This window comes from Levilactobacillus sp. (genome assembly GCF_022646225.1).
Lineage (GTDB): Bacteria > Bacillota > Bacilli > Lactobacillales > Lactobacillaceae > Levilactobacillus > Levilactobacillus suantsaiihabitans.
Genome location: NZ_JALCJA010000004.1, coordinates 147,744 through 165,162 on the forward strand (window position 1 = coordinate 147,744; position 17,419 = coordinate 165,162).

Consider the following 17,419-nt stretch of genomic DNA (forward strand, 5'->3'; position numbering starts at 1 on the left):
TAGTTGTCACCAATAACCAATTGGTTAGGTAAACTAATGAGAAGGGTTGGAAGTCTATGCAGATTCGATCAGTTTTGAAATTAGGGACGGTCGCCGCGCTGACAACGGTCGCGTTAGCAGCGTGTGGGACCTCGTCGAGTCAGAGTCAAGCCAAGAATCAAACGTTAAATTGGATGGAGTCCTCGGCGTTACCAACGATGGACAATTCATTGGCAACCGATGTGGTCTCCGGGGAAACGCTGAATAACACGGGTGAGGGCCTGTTGAAATTTGGCAAAAACAGTAGCACGCATCCCGGCGTGGCCAAGAGCTATACCAAATCCAAGGACGGCAAGACCTACACCTTTAATCTGCGTAAATCCAACTGGAGTAACGGCGACAAGGTGACCGCCAAGGACTTCGTTTACGGTTGGCAACGCACCGTGAATCCCAAGACGGGGTCGCAGTACGCTTACCTGTATGCGGACGTGAAGAACGCCAACGCCATTATGGCGGGTAAGAAGGCCGTTTCCACGCTGGGCATCAAGGCCCTGGGCAATTACAAGGTCCAGGTCTCGTTGGTTCATCCAGTCAGTTATTTCCCAACGTTGGTCGCTCAGACCGCCTTCTTCCCGCAGAATCAACGGGTCGTGGAGAAATACGGCAAGAAGTATGCCACCAACGCACAAAACAACGTCTACAACGGGGCCTTCAAGCTGACGTACTGGACCGGGACGTCCGACAACTGGACGCTGACCAAGAACACCAAGTACTGGAATGCCAAGTCCGTCAAGCTCAAGCACATCAAATTTAGCGCTGTCAAGGATCCACAAACGGCGCTGAGTCAATACCAAAGTGGCAAGCTCGACGCGATTTACCTGAGCGGGCAACAACCGAAGAACTACAAGAATTCTAAGGAATACCACGCCCGTAACAGTTCACGGGTCGCTTACTTGGAACTCAATGAGAAGAAAGACTCCATGATGCGTAACGTCAAGGCGCGCCAGGCGTTGTCGCTGGTCTTGAACCGCAAACAGTTCGTCAACCAAGTACTGGATAACGGCTCCAAGGTCGCCAACGGCATCGTGACGGCGGGACTGGCCGTGCGCGATGGCAAGGACTTCGCGTCTGAAGCCTCGATTCCCGCAGCCACGGAACACAACGTCGCCAAGGCCAAGAAGCTCTGGAAGCAAGCGCTAAAGGAGACCGGCCGGAAGAGCTATTCTCTGACACTGATGGCTGACGACACCGCCGAAGGCAAGAGCACGACGGAATACGTGCAAAGTCAGTGGTCCAAGCTGCCTAATTTCAAGGTCACCAACAGCAATTTGCCATACAAGACGCGGTTGGCTCGGTCCGCTGCTGGCCAATTTGATGCCGTGGTGACCCTGTGGGGGGCGGACTTCCCAGACCCAATCACCGACCTGTCGCTGTTCACGTCTGGCAATTCTTACAACGATGGGAAATGGTCGAACAAGACTTACGACAAGTTAGTCAAGGAAGCCACCACGACCAACGCCAACAAGCCGGCCGCGCGTTGGCAAAACCTGGTCGACGCCCAAAAGGTCTTGTTAAAGGACCAAGGGATCATTCCGATTTACCAAAGCGGCAAGCCACAGCTGATGAAGTCCAAAGTCAAGGGTATCGTCTACTTCCCAGTCAGCTCGAACTGGGACTTCAGCAAGGCTTACATTAGCAAGTAAGTCGTCAGATAGATTGCGGAAACCGGATGCCTGCGTCAGGACAGTGTTATTGCTAGACGTCAACTCTGCGGCTGCCAAGGAGGACACCTCCAGCTTGAGGGACGGTCTTTCGGTTCGCTAAGAGTGAGCCATAAGCAATGTTACTTTGCACTGACAATCTCCGCCATGGATAGAGATTGTCAGTGAAGCATTGGCATTTCGTCATCCACTAGCAATAAGAAACTGCAACTTGATGGCTGAGGAACCTGCAAATCAACTTAAAAATGGCATTCCCATGAAAATAGTGGGGATGTCATTTTGTTTTGCCCACTCGTCGCCTAAAACGGGGCTGTCCGGGCCAATTGGTAGGGAGCCGGCTAATGACGCGGGGAAGGCCGTAAGTCGGCGTGGCGGCGCAACTAGCCGTCAATTTTGGCGAATCGGATTGATCGGTCAGTGATCGAAGTTCCTCGTCCAATTCTCATAAATCGTTTTACCCTTTTTAGTAAGCGTTTTAAATATTGAATAATCAGTGAGTAGCGAGTTAATTTTTATGCCATTTTCCTGTATATGGTATACAAAAATGGTGAATTTTTGGCCGATTAAATGTGACATCAGATTTTAATTTTTATTTTATATCCCCGTCATACCAATGTTTATATAAACTCTTTTAAAATAAATTAGCCATTCCTATTGATTTTAATCTTTTTCTAATATACAATTGCAATATCAAATTTGAGGTTGTCAATTTATTTCGCAAACAACAACTAAGAGGGGTTGGATTTAAATGAAAATCAATTCGGCAGTCAAACTAGGGACGGTGGCTACGTTCGCGGCAGTCTTACTTGCAGCGTGTGGGTCATCTTCCAGCAGTTCTAGCGAAGCCAGCAAGCAAACGTTAAATTGGATGGAAAGTTCCGCATTACCTTCCATGGATTCATCGACCGCAACCGACGTCGTTTCTGGGGAAACCATGAACAACACCGGTGAAGGTCTGTTACGGATCGGCAAGAACAGTTCCATTCATCCTGGGGTCGCCAAGAGCTACTCCAAGTCCAAAGACGGGAAGACCTACACCTTTAACCTCCGGAAGTCCAACTGGAGCAACGGCGACAAGGTAACCGCCAAAGACTTCGTTTACGCCTGGCGTCGGACCGTCAATCCAAAGACGGCTTCCCAATACGCTTACATGTACGCACCGGTTAAGAACGCCAACGCCATCATGAACAAGAAGAAGGCCGTTTCTAGCTTGGGTGTCAAGGCTGTCGGGAACTACAAAGTGGTCGTTACCTTAACGCAAGCCACTAGTTACTTCCCTTCATTGGTAGCCAGTCCCATGTTCTTCCCGCAAAACCAATCAGTCGTTCAAAAGTACGGCAAGGGTTATGCGACAAACGCCCAGAAGAACGTCTACAACGGTCCATTTAAGTTAACATACTGGACTGGGACGTCCGATAATTGGACCTTGAGTAAAAACACTAAGTACTGGAACGCGAAGAATGTTAAACTAAAGAAGATCAACTTCAAGACGATGAAGGATCCGCAAACGGCTTTGAGTCAGTACCAAAGTGGCAAGCTGGATGCAACTTACTTGAGTGGCCAACAACCAAAGAACTACAAGAACTCTAAGCAATACGTTGAACGGAAGAGTGCTTCGACCTTCTACATCGAGTTGAACGAAAAGAAAGATTCCATGATGAAGAACAAGAAGGCACGTCAAGCCTTATCATTGGCCATCAACCGGAACCAATTCGTCAACAAGGTCTTAGCCGATGGGTCAACGACGGCTAAAGGGTTAGTTTCAACCGGGTTAGCTTCTTACAAGGGTAAGGACTTCAACACGGACGCCGCTGTTCCTTCAGCAACTTCCCAAAACTTGACTAAGGCGAAGAAACTTTGGAAGGAAGCCTTGAAGGAAACTGGTCGTTCAAGCTACTCCTTCACCTTAATGGCCGACGATACGCCAGCTGGTAAGAACATCACCGAATTTGTGCAAAGTCAATGGTCGAAGTTAGGCAACATCAAGGTTACCAACAGCAACCTGCCATTCAAGACGCGGTTGAGCCGTTCAGAAAATGGTCAATTCGATGCCGTGGTTTCCGCTTGGGGTGCCGACTTCCCAGACCCAATTTCCTTCCTGTCACTGTTCACCTCTGACAACTCATACAACAACGGGAAATGGGCGAACAAGACTTACGACAAGGATGTCGCTGCCGCAACTGGTAAGGATGCCAACAACACCGCTGCTCGTTGGAACGACATGGTTGGTGCACAAAAGGCCATCTTGAATGACCAAGGGATCATCCCAATTTACCAACAAGGGAAAGCCCAATTGGTTAAGTCCAACGTCAAGGGATTGATCTACTTCCCAACCGGCGCTAACTGGGACTTCAGTAAAGCCTACATTTCTAAGTAAGCCACGAATTAATTCAGTTATTACTCGTCAGGTGCAAATCTGACATAATAAGCTTTATCGGGGAGTAAGGATTAACGCGAGTTGGTCCTTACTTTTCGATATTATTGCAATCATTTATCATCTTGTTGTTTTTGTGGAGTTCTTGTTAAGTTTAACAACTTAACGGTAACGAATAAGTCTACTGATTGAGAGGTAAACAAATGGCAAAGTACCTAGCAAAGCGGATCTTTTACTTGATCCTGACCTTATTCATTGTTATTACCGTGACGTTCTTCCTAATGAAGTTGTTACCCGGGACGCCACTGACCAACCAAGCTAAGTTGTCCAAAAGTCAGATTGCGCTGATCTACGAACAATATGGTTTGGATAAGCCAGTCTGGCAACAGTACCTGCTGTATCTGGCAGGGGCTGTCCGCGGTAACTTCGGAACGTCCTTCCAATTTAGCGATCAACCCGTTTCCTACTTGCTTTCAAGTCGGATCGGACCATCCTTGCAGATTGGGCTGCAAGCCATGATCTTCGGGGTTATCCTGGGTATCATCGTCGGGGCCTTTGGGGCCATGCGGCAAAATACCTGGGTTGATACCACCGCTACGGTCGTGTCCATCTTAGGGATTTCTATTCCGTCCTTCGTGTTGGCCGTCTTACTCCAGTACTACCTGGGGTTAAAGTTAGGCTGGTTCCCCATCGCCGAATGGGGTGGCTTCATCTACACGGTGTTGCCGACCCTCGCGTTAGGAGCGACGCCGTTAGCCGAGTCGGCGCGGTTCGTCCGAACGGAAATGGTCGACGTGTTGAGTTCGGATTACATTGAACTCGCCAAGGCCAAGGGGCTGAGTCGCACGGGGATCATTTACCACCATGCGCTGCGGAACAGTCTGATTCCGTTGATTACGATCGTTGGACCGTTAGCCGTGAACATCATGACCGGATCCATGGTTGTGGAAAATATCTTCTCCATCCCTGGGATCGGGGAACAATTTGTTAAGTCCGTCTTAACGAACGATTACCCAACCATTATGGGTCTGACCATCATCTATTCATTTATGCTCTGTGTCGTTCTGTTGATCACCGACATCCTTTACGGAATCGTTGACCCACGGATTCGGATCACGGGCAAGGCTAACTAGGAGGTAAATAAATGGCAGATACAGTTAAACTCCCTGAAGATAGCTTTAAGCGAATTTCCGGCGATGATCGGGCATCACTGGATAGTGAAAAAATTGCGGCGCCTTCCTTAACGTTCGCCCAAGATGCTTGGCGGCGGTTGAAGAAAAACAAGGGGGCCTGGGTCTCCTTGATCGTGTTGGCCATCATCTTCATCATGGCCTTCGGGTCACTGGTGGTCTCCCCGCATAACCCTAACGCCGTTAACCCGTCCTACGCCAACTTACCGTCGAAGATTCCCGGTGTGAACATCAACGGGTTCAACGGGACCTTGGTCCAGGCGGGCGAACGGGTCGACGCTTACAAGCAGGCTGGGGCTTCCGGCAAGTTTTACATCATGGGGACCGACTACTTAGGTCGGGACCTGTTCTCTCGGGTACTCTACGGGACGCGGATCTCCTTGATCATCGCGTTAGTGGCCACGCTGTTTGACTTAACGATTGGGGTCACGTACGGGATGTTCTCGGGCTGGAAGGGTGGTCGCGTTGATACGTTCATGCAACGGGTCATCGAAATCATCCTCTCCATCCCTAACCTGGTCGTCATCGTCTTACTGATTTTGATCTTGAAACCAGGGATGACATCGATTATTATCGCCATCGCGCTGACGTCGTGGGTCAACATGGCCCGACTCGTCCGAGCGCAGACCATGGAGATCAAGGAGCAAGAATACATTCTCGCGGCGAGAACACTGGGGGAGCGACCGCTTAAGATTGCCTTTAAGCACCTGTTGCCGAACCTCTCCAGTGTGATCATCATCAACACGATGTTTACCATCCCCAACGCCATCTTCTTTGAAGCCACCTTATCCTACATCGGGATCGGGATTTCCTCACCACAGGCTTCGCTAGGGACGTTGTTAAACGATGGGCAAAAGAACTTCCAGTTCCTGCCTTATCAGATGTGGTGGCCAGCATTGATTCTGTCCATCATCATGTTAGCCTTCAACCTCTTGGGTGATGGCTTACGGGATGCCTTTGATCCGCGGACGAAAGAGTAGGTGAACTAACGTCATGGAAAACGAAAAAAATATTTTGGAAGTACGCAACCTGCAGGTTAATTTCAAAACGTATGCCGGTGACGTTAAGGCCATTCGGAACGTCAGCTTTGACCTCCGTAAGGGTGAAACCCTGGCCATCGTCGGCGAATCTGGTTCTGGGAAGTCAGTGACGACCCGGACCATCATGGGCTTAAACGCCCGTAACGCAGACATTACCAGTGGGTCGATCCTCTACAAGGACCAAGACCTGCTGAAGAAAAGCGACAAGGAAATGGAAAGCATTCGGGGCCAAGATATTGCCGAAATCTTCCAGGACCCAATGACGTCTCTGGACCCCACCATGCGGATCGGTAAGCAAATCGCCGAACCGTTGATGGTCCACAAGGGCATGAAGAAAGAAAAGGCCTTGGCGCAGGCGCTGGAAATGATGAAGTTGGTCGGCATCACGGATGCGGAAAACCGGATCAATGATTACCCGCACCAATTCTCTGGGGGGATGCGGCAACGAATCGTGATTGCGATTGCGTTGATCAACTACCCCGAAATTCTGATTGCTGATGAACCAACGACCGCCTTGGACGTGACGATTCAAGCTCAGATCCTGAACTTGATGAAGGAACTACAAGACAAAATCTCCACGTCGATCATTTTCATCACCCATGACCTGGGTGTTGTGGCCGGCATGGCTGACCGGGTGGCCGTCATGTACGCCGGGAAGATCGTGGAATACGGGACGGTTGACGAAATCTTCTACAACCCTAAGCACCCGTACACCTGGGGCCTGTTGAGCTCCATGCCAACGCTGGATTCCAGTGGTGACGAGTTGCCATCGATTCCCGGGACACCGCCAGACTTACTGGATCCGCCAGCAGGGGATGCCTTTGCTGCCCGGAACGCCTATGCGCTAAAGATCGATACCGAACAGGAACCCCCGTTCTTCAAGGTATCCGATACGCATTATGCGGCGACCTGGTTGCTCCATCCGGATGCACCCAAGGTGACCCCACCGGAACAAATCGTGGAACGGCAAAAGAAGTACGCCGCTATGCAAAAAGACTTGGTCGCTAAGCAACGGCCAAGCGTCCCAGTTGAAGAACAGGAGGAACAGCAATAATGGATTACGAAAATGCCGAAAAAATCCTCGAGGTCAAGCACCTCAAACAGTACTTCAACGTGGGCAAGGCCGATGAGGTTCGCGCGGTCGATGATATTTCCTTTGACATTTACAAGGGGGAAACGTTTGGGCTCGTTGGTGAATCCGGTTCTGGGAAGACCACGACGGGCCGGGCCATCATCCATCTGTATGAACCCACGTCCGGTGAGATTTTATTCAACGGCAAGAACGTGGATAACTTCAGAAGCAAGGATGACCAACGGGAATTCCGTCAAGACATGCAAATGATCTTCCAAGACCCGTACGCCTCATTGAATCCACGGATGAAGGTTAAGGATATCGTGGCGGAAGGCATCGACATCAACCATTTGGCCAAAGACGATGCCGACCGGACTAAGCAGGTGGAAGACTTGCTAGAAACGGTTGGACTGAACAAGGACCACTCCAGTCGGTACCCCCATGAATTCTCTGGTGGGCAACGGCAACGGATCGGGATTGCCCGGGCCTTGGCCGTGGATCCCAAGTTCGTGATCGCCGATGAACCGATCTCCGCATTGGACGTGTCGATTCAAGCCCAAGTCGTCAACCTGATGAAGAAGCTGCAACGTGAACAAGGCTTAACGTACCTGTTCATCGCCCATGACTTGTCGATGGTCAAGTACATCTCCGACCGCATCGGTGTCATGCACTATGGCCGGATGCTAGAAATCGCCGACTCCGACGAGATTTACGCCCACCCGCTGCACGACTACACCAAGAGTTTACTGTCCGCGGTGCCAATTCCTGATCCTGAGTTCGAACGGACTCGGGAAGAAATTGCCTACGACGGTAGCGGCGAAAACGACGGCAAGGAACGCAAGCTGGTCGAAATCGCGCCCCGTCACTGGGTCCGCGCCGCTGATGATGAAATTGACATGTACACCCAACGCGCGCACGAAGCATCGCTGATTCACAAGTAACTGACTGAAGGTTGAAAGTGAAATTAGCGCGCTGATTGCCGTAATGACGGTGTTCTGTCCACTCGAATTGATGAAACCAGGCGCCTGCGTCAGCCAGGGTTCCGCCTGCTCTGGGGAACACCTCCAGCCTGAGAAGCGGTCTTCCGGTTCGCTTGAAAGCCTGGCAAAAACCGTCAGTCTTCCAAGTCGTCCCGCGCTGTAGGCTGAGACAAAACCTCAGCCAACACCGCCGACACAGCTGGCTCCACCCTGGCTGCCTCCGGCAAGATTGACGGCTATCCGCAACATTGTGTTAATGAAAGACTAGTCGTTAATGCAGCTACTATCTGTAAGACGACTGTTACTGGTGAGCATTGCCTTGGCGAACGGTAGGCAATCAGTTTGCATTGTAAGGCTGAAAACGACTACTTTTGACGCCATGAGGACGTGATACAGTAGTTTCAGCTGATCTTCGTCTTTCAATCTTCAACTTTCAACTGAATAAAACGGAACGAGGATTCGTAGACAGTCACTGTCTGTGGGTCCTCGCTTTTTTTTGCGCCGAGACAACGCATTGGTTGTGGGGGCCGCCTTTACATAGCTGAAGCGTGCGCCACTTGCTGCGGATATGCACAAATACTGTCGTAAGTGGTGTTCCGTATGCGCTTGGCCGCGGGCGTTTCGAAGGGGTTGGCGTCTTTGAGCCGCGGGCCGCGGTTCCAGACAGGCCGCGGGCTCGTCTCTGGGTTCGCCCTGGCTGTCCGGTGTGGTTGGCGGCCAGGTCCGCAAGCAGCGACTGGTTATCCAGCAAAATAATTCGTGCACAATCTGCCCGATGAATCGACCGGGATGGTTCGGCTTTTGCATAAAGTTCAGAGCCTGACCCGTTCACTGGTTGCTTATTTATGTAACGCTTACATCCTGTTAAACCGCCATTTAAGCTTACATTAGGTTTCCATTAAGCCAGCGATAAGTTTCCCTAAGCAAATGTGAAGATACCTTAACATTATATTGGATTTATCTTCACAATTTTCACAAATTCGACTTGCATAATGGAGGTAGTTTCGAATTTTGAAAGGATTGGTGTCTGCTATGTCTTACCGTGTAATCGATCCAATGACCGGCGCTGAATACCGGTCTTACCCGGACGCAACTGATGCCGAGGTCGACCAGGCCCTGGCCACGAGCGCAAAATACTTTGAGGAACAACCGACGACCCGCTATGAACGGGCGCAACATTTGCTAAAATTCGCGCAGATTTTTGACGATGAAGCCGATAAATTCGCCGAAGAGGCGGCCCACAACATGGGTAAGCTCTTTAAAGAAGGGCAAGGTGAATCCCATGCCGCCGCCAACATTACGCGGTATTACGCCAATCATGGGGAAGCTTTCTTGACCCCCAAGCCGTACGTCTATGGGCCAAACGATGCCCACGCGCAACTGGAATACGCGCCCACGGGTATCATCATGAGCGTGGAACCCTGGAACTTCCCGTACACCCAGGTGATTCGGGTGCTGGCGCCCAATTACTTGGCGGGTAACCCCGTCATCTTGAAGCATGCCAGCTCCGTTGCCGGATGTGCCGCGTTGATTCAAGACGCCGCGCGCAAGGCCGGTATGCCAGTGGGGGCGTTCCAAAACCTCTGCTTGACCCATGACCAGGTGGCCAGAGTGATTGCGGATCCACGGGTCCAAGGCCTGGCCGTTACTGGTTCCGAACCCGTGGGCCGGCAACTCGCGGGCTTGGCGGGGCAAAACCTGACCAAGAGTACGCTGGAACTCGGTGGTAGCGATGCCTGCCTGATCCTAGACGATGCGGACATGGACAATGCCATCAAGGAAGCCGCCATTTCCCGGTTACGGAACTCGGGGCAAACGTGTACCTCGGCCAAGCGGTTCATCGTCCGCCGCGAAGTCGCCGACGAATTTGTTGCGGGGCTTAAGCGTATTTTCACCGCGCAGGTCGTGGGCGACCCGATGGATCCCAAGACCACGCTGGCACCACTGGCGTCTAAGCGCGGCCAAGAAAAGCTGGCCCAACAGGTCGATAATGCCGTGCAACACGGGGCAACCGCAATTGTGGCGGGGGGCCCGACTGGTGAGGCGACCGGCTTCATGCCGACCTTACTGGGGGATATCACGCCCGACAATCCGGCCAGCCAAGAAGAATTCTTTGGCCCCGTGGCCCAGTTATACGTGGTCGATTCCGATGACGAAGCCGTGAAGATTGCCAACGCCACGCCATTTGGGCTGGCGGGGGCCGTGTTCTCTGCGGATGAAGACCGCGCACACCGCGTGGCCAGTCGGATGGCGACCGGGCAAGTCTTTATCAACAAGGGGTCGACCGGGATTCCAGAACTGCCATTTGGCGGCGTCAAGAACTCAGGCTACGGCCGTGAAATGAGCGATCTGGGCATCATGGAATTTATGAATGCCAAAATCGTTGTGTATCCAAAATAAGGAGGCGGTTAAATGAGTGATAATGCCGCAAGCACCACGAAAGAATTTACTGAAGAGGTCGCTCCACGGACCACGACCCTGCGTAACAAGCTGGGGTATGCCATCGGGGATGTTGGGAACAACTTCCTGTTTGACATGGGGCAACTTTACTTATTGAAATACTTCACCGACGTCTTACAGCTGCCCGCAGCCTTAGCGGGGACCGTCTTTCTGGTGGCCAAGGTCTGGGACGCGTTCATGGACATGAGCGTGGGGACTTGGATCGATAACCGCCAAAACATTGGGCCCCGGGGGAAATACCGGCCGTTCATTCTTTGGGCCGCGATTCCGTTGGCTTTACTGCTGATCGCCAACTTCTCGGTACCGGACTTCTCAGTCACCGGTAAGATGATCTGGGCCTACGTTTCCTACATGATCTTTGGGACCGTCTACTCGATCTCCAACGTGCCCTTCGGCTCCATGATTCCCACGATGACGCGTAACAGTCAGGAACGATCCGAATTGGCCTCATTTCGGCAAGCCGGCTCCAACCTGGGGCTGATGCTAGCGACGATTGGGTTCATGCCCATCGTCAACATGTTGCCGACCGACCACGAAGGCTACACGGTCGCGGTCATTGGCTTTGCTGTCGTCGGGGTAGCCTGCCAGTGGATCTCTTATTTCAACATCAAGGAAGTCTACAAGGAAGCGCCGAAGCCTAAGGCCACCAAGGAAGATTTGAAGAAGAGCTTCAAGGCCTTATTGAAGAACCGGCCACTGGTCACGCTATGTATCGTGAACCTGTTTACTTTCTCGGCGTTTAACTTAAAATTAGCCGTTCAGGTCTACTACTGTGAATACATCTTGAAGGACAACACGGCCGTTTCGTATCTGGGCTTCTTCAGTATCGGGATGGTCTTCGTCGCCGTTGCCCTGGTCCCACTGTTGACCAAGCGCTTTGACAAGAAGACCGTTTATTCGATGGGCTGTATCATCTGGGCTACCGCCGATATTTTGGGATTCTTCTTTGCCAGCAACACCGTACTCCTGGTCATTTTCACCAGTATCGCTTACCTGGGGAACGGCTTTACCAGTGCGTTGAACTGGGCGCTGGTCTCCGACTGTGTGGAATACGGCGAATGGCAAAGTGGGATTCGTTCCGAAGGGATGGTCTACTCGGCCTTCACGTACTTCCGGAAGCTTTCTCAAGCCATTGCCGGCTTCGTTCCTGGGATCATCTTGACTTGGGTTGGCTACGTGCCGAACCAACAACAGACGGCCACGGCCTTGTTGGGGATTCGCGGACTGATGTTCTTCTACTCAGCCGCCATGGCCATCATGACCGTGATCATCATGCACTACCTCTACCCGCTGACTGAAAAGCGCTACCACGAGGTCTTGGTGCAATTATTGAAGCGCCGCGATAAGGACGCTGTCGTTGAAGCAACTACAGTTAAAGATTGAAAGGATGTCTGTGAACCATGAAATATTTTTTAGATAGTGCCAAAATGGACGAAATTACCTATGCCTACGAAAATTACGGGATCGACGGGGTCACCACGAACCCCAAGCACATCCAAGCTAGCGGTCAACCCTTCATGGTGGCCGTGCAAAACTTGGCGGATTTTGCGGCCGACAAGCCCGATTTCCCCATCTCAATCGAAATCAATCCGCATCTGACTGAATCGGCCGACATGATTGCCATGGCCGAAAAGATTCATCAAAAGTCCGATAACTTTGCCATCAAGATTCCGGCAACGGAAAATGGCATCATTGCCGCTCGGCACTTGGAACAAGAGGGCATTCGTACCAACGTGACACTGATCTTCTCCGCCGCGCAAGCCATCATGCCCGCCAAGATTGGCGCCAAGTACGCCTCACCATTTGTCAACTGGAAGGAACTGAACGGTGAAGACGGCATGGGCTACGTCAAAGACATCGCCCAGATCTACCGCAACTACGGCTACGACACGGAAATCATTGTTGCCGCGGTCCGTAGCGGTCACCAAATCGTGGAAGCAGCCAAGGCTGGTGCCGACATCGTGACGGCCGGCTTGGACGTTTACCGCGACAGCTTCTATCACCCATACACGGATCTGGGCCTCAAGCGGTTCCAAGATGCGTGGGACAACACCCCAAAGGAGGCGTAGGCCATGAGTCTTGTTTATATTCCAGTCGTCCGGCGGAAATTCGACGCCGAACTGGCCCAAAAACGGTTTGAAACCACGCTGGCCACGCTCCAATTGATTGCGCCCGACATCGTGGCCCCGGATGCGCCCTTAGGCGAACCAGATGAGCTGTTGGCCTTCATTGAGAACCTCGCCGAAGAACCCACGGCCATCATCTTCCAGCAACTGACCTTCACCGGCCAAGAATTCGTGACGGAACTGGTCAAGCGCTACTCGGTCCCAATTTTATTACTAATCGAAAAGGAACCCAGCGTGCACGGTTGGCTGCATCTCAACGCCATGACCGGCCTGTTGAGCACGGCCAACTACCTGCACATGCACGGCCAAGTCTACCAACAATTCATTGGTGGGGTCGACGAGGCTGCTGGGGCGACGGCCGTTCGGCAATTTATCAGCTCGGTTGACGCTTACCACGACCTGCAACAGCTGACGGTCGGTGTGGTGGGGACGTTCCCACCTGGCTTCAACTTCTCCGGGACCAATCCCCAAGAACTGCGCGACCAACTCGGCGTGTCCTTGAAGCATTACAGCATCGACGAGGCCTTTAAGGCGGCCAGCAAATTGGCGCCGGCCGCATACGCCGATCAGTTGACCTATGCCCAGGACCATTTGAAGGACTTAGATCCGGCTGATCCCCGGGCAATCAAGATGGCTCAGTACGTGACGGTCATGCAAGACCACGTGCACGCCGATGGGCTGGGTGCCATTGCTTCGCGGTGCTGGCCTGATTTCTTTGACAAATTCGACAGCGCTCCCGGTGGCGTCTTCTCACAACTGACCAATCAAAAGACGCCAGTGGCCGAGGAAGGCGACATTCACGGGGCCGTTTCGATGTACGCGTTGCAAGCCTTGAACGGGCACCAACACCCCGTCTTCTTGGGCGACCTGTGCCGGTTGGATGAGACCGACAACAGTTTGACCATTTGGCACGATTACGGGCCATACGACCTGGCTAACCCGGATTATCCGGCCACGGCGGGCGTGCACCCGAACCGCAAGATCGGCGTCAGTGTCGACGGCTCCTTAAAGCCCGGCGAAGTCACTTTACTGCGGGTCCACTACGACACCGACGGCTACCATTTGATCAGCATTCACGGCAAGGCGTTGCCGGTCGAAAACCAATACAATGGCTTTTCCGGCAAGGTCCAAGTCGACCTGCCTATCACTGAATTGGTCGACGATTTAGCGCAGAGTGGGGCCGAATCTCATTTTGCCCTGGTCTACGGTGACTACACCACGGCCATCAAGTGGTTGGGCCAATGGCTCCGGCTGCCGGTGACCCAGTATTAGGAGGTAACCCATGCAAATTTGTTTAGACGGTGACCATTTAACTGTGCGTGACGAAGCCGTGCGCGACGACTGGTCGTTACGGTGGGCCCATCAACCCGACGCCAGTCTGCACAGCACGCGCCAACACCCCGCAATTGCGGTGGGGGATGGTCACAGCCAAGTGAAAATGAACCAGGGAAACTTCCAGTTGCGCGATACGCAGGTCGAACGCATCGACTTGCCCTACGTCAAAGACCTGACTAGCACGCTGAACTCGGCGACGCTGGACTTGGCGCCAGCCATCGACAGTCCCAGCTATTTGCGCGTGACCCTGCGTTACGTCAATCACAGCTGGCGGCTGCAGTTTCAGGCGTTGGCCGGCAAACTCAATCGTTTTTGGTTGCGATTGGTGGCCGAACCTAGCGACCGCTTTTACGGCGGCGGGGAACAGATGAGTTACCTGAACCTGGCCGGCCGGAAATTTCCAATTTGGACCTCTGAGCCCGGGGTAGGCCGCAATAAGCAAACGGCCATCACCCAAGCCGCCGACCGCAATAATGGCGGGGGCGGGGACTACTACACCTCGAACTACCCGCAGGCCACGTATCTGACCAGCCGGCATCAACTGGTCCACCTGGAAACGTCGGCCTACGCGGTGTTGGATTTCACTGATCAGCGCTTCACGGAGCTCAGTGCCTGGGCGATTCCGACGGCGGTCTGGTTGGGCACGGCGCCGACATTGGCAGGCTTAGTCCGGCTGACCAAGGACTGGTTCGGCACCCAACCCGTCTTGCCCGACTGGCTGGGCGACGGCATCGTGCTCGGTCTGCAGGGCGGCACGGCGGTGGTTCGCCAACGCGTCGCAGCCGCCCAACGCGCCGGCATCAAGGTTGCGGGCGTGTGGCTCCAGGACTGGGAAGGTCCGCTGATCACCAGCTTTGGTAAACGCCTGCACTGGGACTGGCACTGGGACCAAGAGTTTTACCCGGGCTTGGACCAATTGATCCAGGAGTGGCGCCAACAGGGGATTCGGTTCCTCGGCTACATCAACCCATACGTGGTCGACGACGGACCGCTGTTTGCAACGGCCAAGGACGCCGGTTACCTGGCGACCAAAGCCGATGGCAGCGTCTATCTGGTCGACTTTGGCGAGTTCAACTGTGGCGTCGTGGACCTCTTGAATCCTGCGGCCTACAGTTGGTATCAAGGCATCGTGGAACAGCGACTGATCGACTTTGACATGAGCGGGTGGATGGCCGACTTCGGTGAGTATTTGCCAACGGACGTCCAGCTCTACGGCAAGGCCGACCCGATGCTGGCGCACAACCAGTGGCCGGTGCTGTGGGCCAAGCTCAACCGTGATGCGCTCGAGCACACCGGTAAATTGGGTGAGGTCGTGCCGTTCTTCCGCGCTGGCGGTGCCGGCACGCAAGGCTATGCGCCGCTATTATGGGCGGGGGACCAAAGTGTCGACTGGACCCCCGACGATGGCTTGCCGTCCGCGTTGACGGGGATGTTGACGTCGGGACTGACCGGTAACGGGTTGAATCACCCGGACATCGGCGGCTACACCAGCCTGTTTGGCAACGACCGCACCAAGGAACTGTGGCTACGGTGGCTGGAACTCGGGGCCTTCACGCCGGTTATGCGGACCCACGAAGGCAACCGGCCAGCGGAGAACTTCCAGTACTACGACGACTTCGCCACGATGCGGCAGGTGGCGCGCTTGACACAGGTCCACCAACGTTTGGCACCGTACCTGCGCGCGGTCATGCAGGAAAATACAGCCACCGGATTGCCGGTGATGCGGCCACTGCTCCTCAGTGACGAAGAAGACGCACAGACCTGGGAAAATCAGACCAGCTACACGTTAGGCAGTGACCTGCTGGTAGCGCCGGTCTTAGCGCCAAATCAAACGGACCGGACGCTTTACTTGCCAGGTGGCGAGTGGTGCCATCTCTGGAGCGGCGAGCGTTTCGACGGCCACCAGACGGTCACGGTCGCGGCACCAGTGGGGATGCCTCCGGTGTTCTACCGCGCCGACAGTACCTTTGCGAACCTGTTTGCGGGGTTTCAGGACTGAGATTTAATGTAAAAGTAAACGACTAAAAGCACCTACCCGATAATCTGGGGGTAGGTGCTTTTGCGTGTGGGGGGCTTTTTTGCTTAAGGAAAGGCTTCGCGGATTATGAGTGTGTTTGACACACTGTCATTGATGCTGGCATTCGCCACATTGATGATTTTAGTCGACCGTCATCACGGCAATCGTCGGTAACTCAAAAAGCCGCCCCTCACTACTCTGATAGTCGGGCGACTCATTTGTCGTAACTGTCTCCGCTCACAAAGCGGCTTGCAAGGCCGGTGTTCCAGCGCCGGCCTTTGCTATGGCCTTAATATAGCACATTTTGGACAGAAGACTAAACAGAAGGCTTAACAAATGTTTTTTTAATGTGGCATCAATTGTAAGACGTCAAAAAAAGAGACTGTCTGTCTAAAGATCTTTCATTTATTAAAATCAGTTTGAAGACGCTTTAAACGCTGCAATGGCGGCGTTAACTATCCTGAATAGTGAATAATAACAGAAATAATATTTGTACAAAAAAATAAATTTTAAGTGATTGAAAATCCTGGATTTTTCGTATTTAAGCCACTTGTAGCAGCATTCGTAGTATAAATTTGTTAATATTCGTGTAATACACGAATCATTTGGCGTTGAACGTCTGCAACGAATATGATAATCTAACTTTATCGACAGGGTAAACTGTCGATAAAAAGCAACAGGAGGTTTCACAATGGAACTAAATGCAAAGATCATCAAACGTAGCTGCCTTGCTTTAATGGCCATCACTACTCTAGGGGCTACCACCGCTCATGCGGCCTTGGCTGGTAGATATAATTGGGGATTACACTATTCAACAATGGATGGTAAGCACGTTATCTCAGAAACGGATACGACTAGCTCACGGTACAAGACGTATGCTATTGCTAACAATGATCAACCGGGTAACAATGGTCGTCGAACGGGTCCTTGGGCATATGTTAATCAGGCATCCATTGCAAGAACTGTTCAAACAAAGCACCATAATAGGACCGGCTATAACTACAAATACTTAGGCGGGAAGAGTAGTGCAGATACTGAAGGTATTACGGTTATGCACAACTTAGACTAATCCTTTTAACCTGATTTCATCCAATCTTCACTGACCCCCATCAAGTATTTTTATTA

The 17,419-nt window shown here is 52.5% G+C and carries 13 protein-coding genes; all 13 read left to right on the forward strand.

The annotated features are described in order from the left end of the window. Positions 1-56: 56 nt before the first annotated feature. The 13 genes from LKH74_RS07615 (at position 57) to LKH74_RS07670 (ending at position 17,363) form a co-directional block, all read left to right on the forward strand. The gene (locus LKH74_RS07615; RefSeq protein ID WP_287708144.1) at positions 57-1,682 is read left to right on the forward strand and encodes a peptide ABC transporter substrate-binding protein; all 1,626 of its coding nucleotides are present in this window, start codon (positions 57-59) and stop codon (positions 1,680-1,682) included. Between the two features lie 766 nt (positions 1,683-2,448). Beyond that, positions 2,449-4,077, forward strand: a complete 1,629-nt coding sequence (locus LKH74_RS07620; protein ID WP_287708145.1) for a peptide ABC transporter substrate-binding protein — start codon at positions 2,449-2,451, stop codon at positions 4,075-4,077. A 200-nt stretch (positions 4,078-4,277) separates the two neighbouring features. Continuing rightward, positions 4,278-5,207, forward strand: a complete 930-nt coding sequence (opp3b, locus tag LKH74_RS07625; RefSeq protein WP_135366756.1) for an oligopeptide ABC transporter permease — start codon at positions 4,278-4,280, stop codon at positions 5,205-5,207. Positions 5,208-5,218: 11 nt separating this feature from the next. After that, complete coding sequence (locus LKH74_RS07630; RefSeq protein WP_135366755.1) at positions 5,219-6,244, forward strand: ABC transporter permease; 1,026 nt, start codon at positions 5,219-5,221, stop codon at positions 6,242-6,244. Between the two features lie 13 nt (positions 6,245-6,257). After that, complete coding sequence (locus LKH74_RS07635) at positions 6,258-7,358, forward strand: ABC transporter ATP-binding protein (RefSeq protein ID WP_135366754.1); 1,101 nt, start codon at positions 6,258-6,260, stop codon at positions 7,356-7,358. Next, positions 7,358-8,317 carry an ABC transporter ATP-binding protein gene (locus LKH74_RS07640; RefSeq protein WP_287708146.1) on the forward strand — a complete coding sequence of 320 codons (960 nt, stop codon included), beginning with the start codon at positions 7,358-7,360 and terminating at the stop codon, positions 8,315-8,317. The genes LKH74_RS07635 and LKH74_RS07640 overlap by 1 nt, the downstream gene beginning before the upstream one ends. A 1,071-nt stretch (positions 8,318-9,388) precedes the next feature. After that, complete coding sequence (locus tag LKH74_RS07645; RefSeq protein WP_287708147.1) at positions 9,389-10,756, forward strand: aldehyde dehydrogenase family protein; 1,368 nt, start codon at positions 9,389-9,391, stop codon at positions 10,754-10,756. Between the two features lie 12 nt (positions 10,757-10,768). After that, the gene (locus tag LKH74_RS07650) at positions 10,769-12,199 is read left to right on the forward strand and encodes a glycoside-pentoside-hexuronide (GPH):cation symporter (protein WP_287708148.1); all 1,431 of its coding nucleotides are present in this window, start codon (positions 10,769-10,771) and stop codon (positions 12,197-12,199) included. A gap of 17 nt (positions 12,200-12,216) precedes the next feature. After that, on the forward strand, positions 12,217-12,885 hold the full coding sequence (locus LKH74_RS07655; protein ID WP_135367622.1) for a transaldolase family protein: 669 nt from the start codon (positions 12,217-12,219) through the stop codon (positions 12,883-12,885). Between the two features lie 3 nt (positions 12,886-12,888). Further along, entirely contained in the window at positions 12,889-14,214 is a 1,326-nt protein-coding gene (locus LKH74_RS07660) for a hypothetical protein (RefSeq protein ID WP_135367621.1), read from the forward strand. 10 nt (positions 14,215-14,224) lie between these two features. Further along, entirely contained in the window at positions 14,225-16,276 is a 2,052-nt protein-coding gene (locus tag LKH74_RS07665) for an alpha-glucosidase (RefSeq protein ID WP_287708149.1), read from the forward strand. A 105-nt stretch (positions 16,277-16,381) separates the two neighbouring features. Continuing rightward, entirely contained in the window at positions 16,382-16,468 is an 87-nt protein-coding gene (locus tag LKH74_RS11960) for a putative holin-like toxin (protein WP_225428680.1), read from the forward strand. Between the two features lie 517 nt (positions 16,469-16,985). Then, entirely contained in the window at positions 16,986-17,363 is a 378-nt protein-coding gene (locus LKH74_RS07670; RefSeq protein ID WP_287708150.1) for a hypothetical protein, read from the forward strand. The last annotated feature ends 56 nt before the right edge of the window (positions 17,364-17,419 follow it).

Bases quoted from the DNA above. Each gene is read 5' to 3' on its own strand.
- LKH74_RS07615 (WP_287708144.1), top strand. From the start codon at position 57: ATGCAGATTCGATCAGTTTTGAAATTAGGGACGGTCGCCGCGCTGACA.
- LKH74_RS07620 (WP_287708145.1), top strand. From the start codon at position 2,449: ATGAAAATCAATTCGGCAGTCAAACTAGGGACGGTGGCTACGTTCGCG.
- opp3b (WP_135366756.1), top strand. From the start codon at position 4,278: ATGGCAAAGTACCTAGCAAAGCGGATCTTTTACTTGATCCTGACCTTA.
- LKH74_RS07630 (WP_135366755.1), top strand. From the start codon at position 5,219: ATGGCAGATACAGTTAAACTCCCTGAAGATAGCTTTAAGCGAATTTCC.
- LKH74_RS07635 (WP_135366754.1), top strand. From the start codon at position 6,258: ATGGAAAACGAAAAAAATATTTTGGAAGTACGCAACCTGCAGGTTAAT.
- LKH74_RS07640 (WP_287708146.1), top strand. From the start codon at position 7,358: ATGGATTACGAAAATGCCGAAAAAATCCTCGAGGTCAAGCACCTCAAA.
- LKH74_RS07645 (WP_287708147.1), top strand. From the start codon at position 9,389: ATGTCTTACCGTGTAATCGATCCAATGACCGGCGCTGAATACCGGTCT.
- LKH74_RS07650 (WP_287708148.1), top strand. From the start codon at position 10,769: ATGAGTGATAATGCCGCAAGCACCACGAAAGAATTTACTGAAGAGGTC.
- LKH74_RS07655 (WP_135367622.1), top strand. From the start codon at position 12,217: ATGAAATATTTTTTAGATAGTGCCAAAATGGACGAAATTACCTATGCC.
- LKH74_RS07660 (WP_135367621.1), top strand. From the start codon at position 12,889: ATGAGTCTTGTTTATATTCCAGTCGTCCGGCGGAAATTCGACGCCGAA.
- LKH74_RS07665 (WP_287708149.1), top strand. From the start codon at position 14,225: ATGCAAATTTGTTTAGACGGTGACCATTTAACTGTGCGTGACGAAGCC.
- LKH74_RS11960 (WP_225428680.1), top strand. From the start codon at position 16,382: ATGAGTGTGTTTGACACACTGTCATTGATGCTGGCATTCGCCACATTG.
- LKH74_RS07670 (WP_287708150.1), top strand. From the start codon at position 16,986: ATGGAACTAAATGCAAAGATCATCAAACGTAGCTGCCTTGCTTTAATG.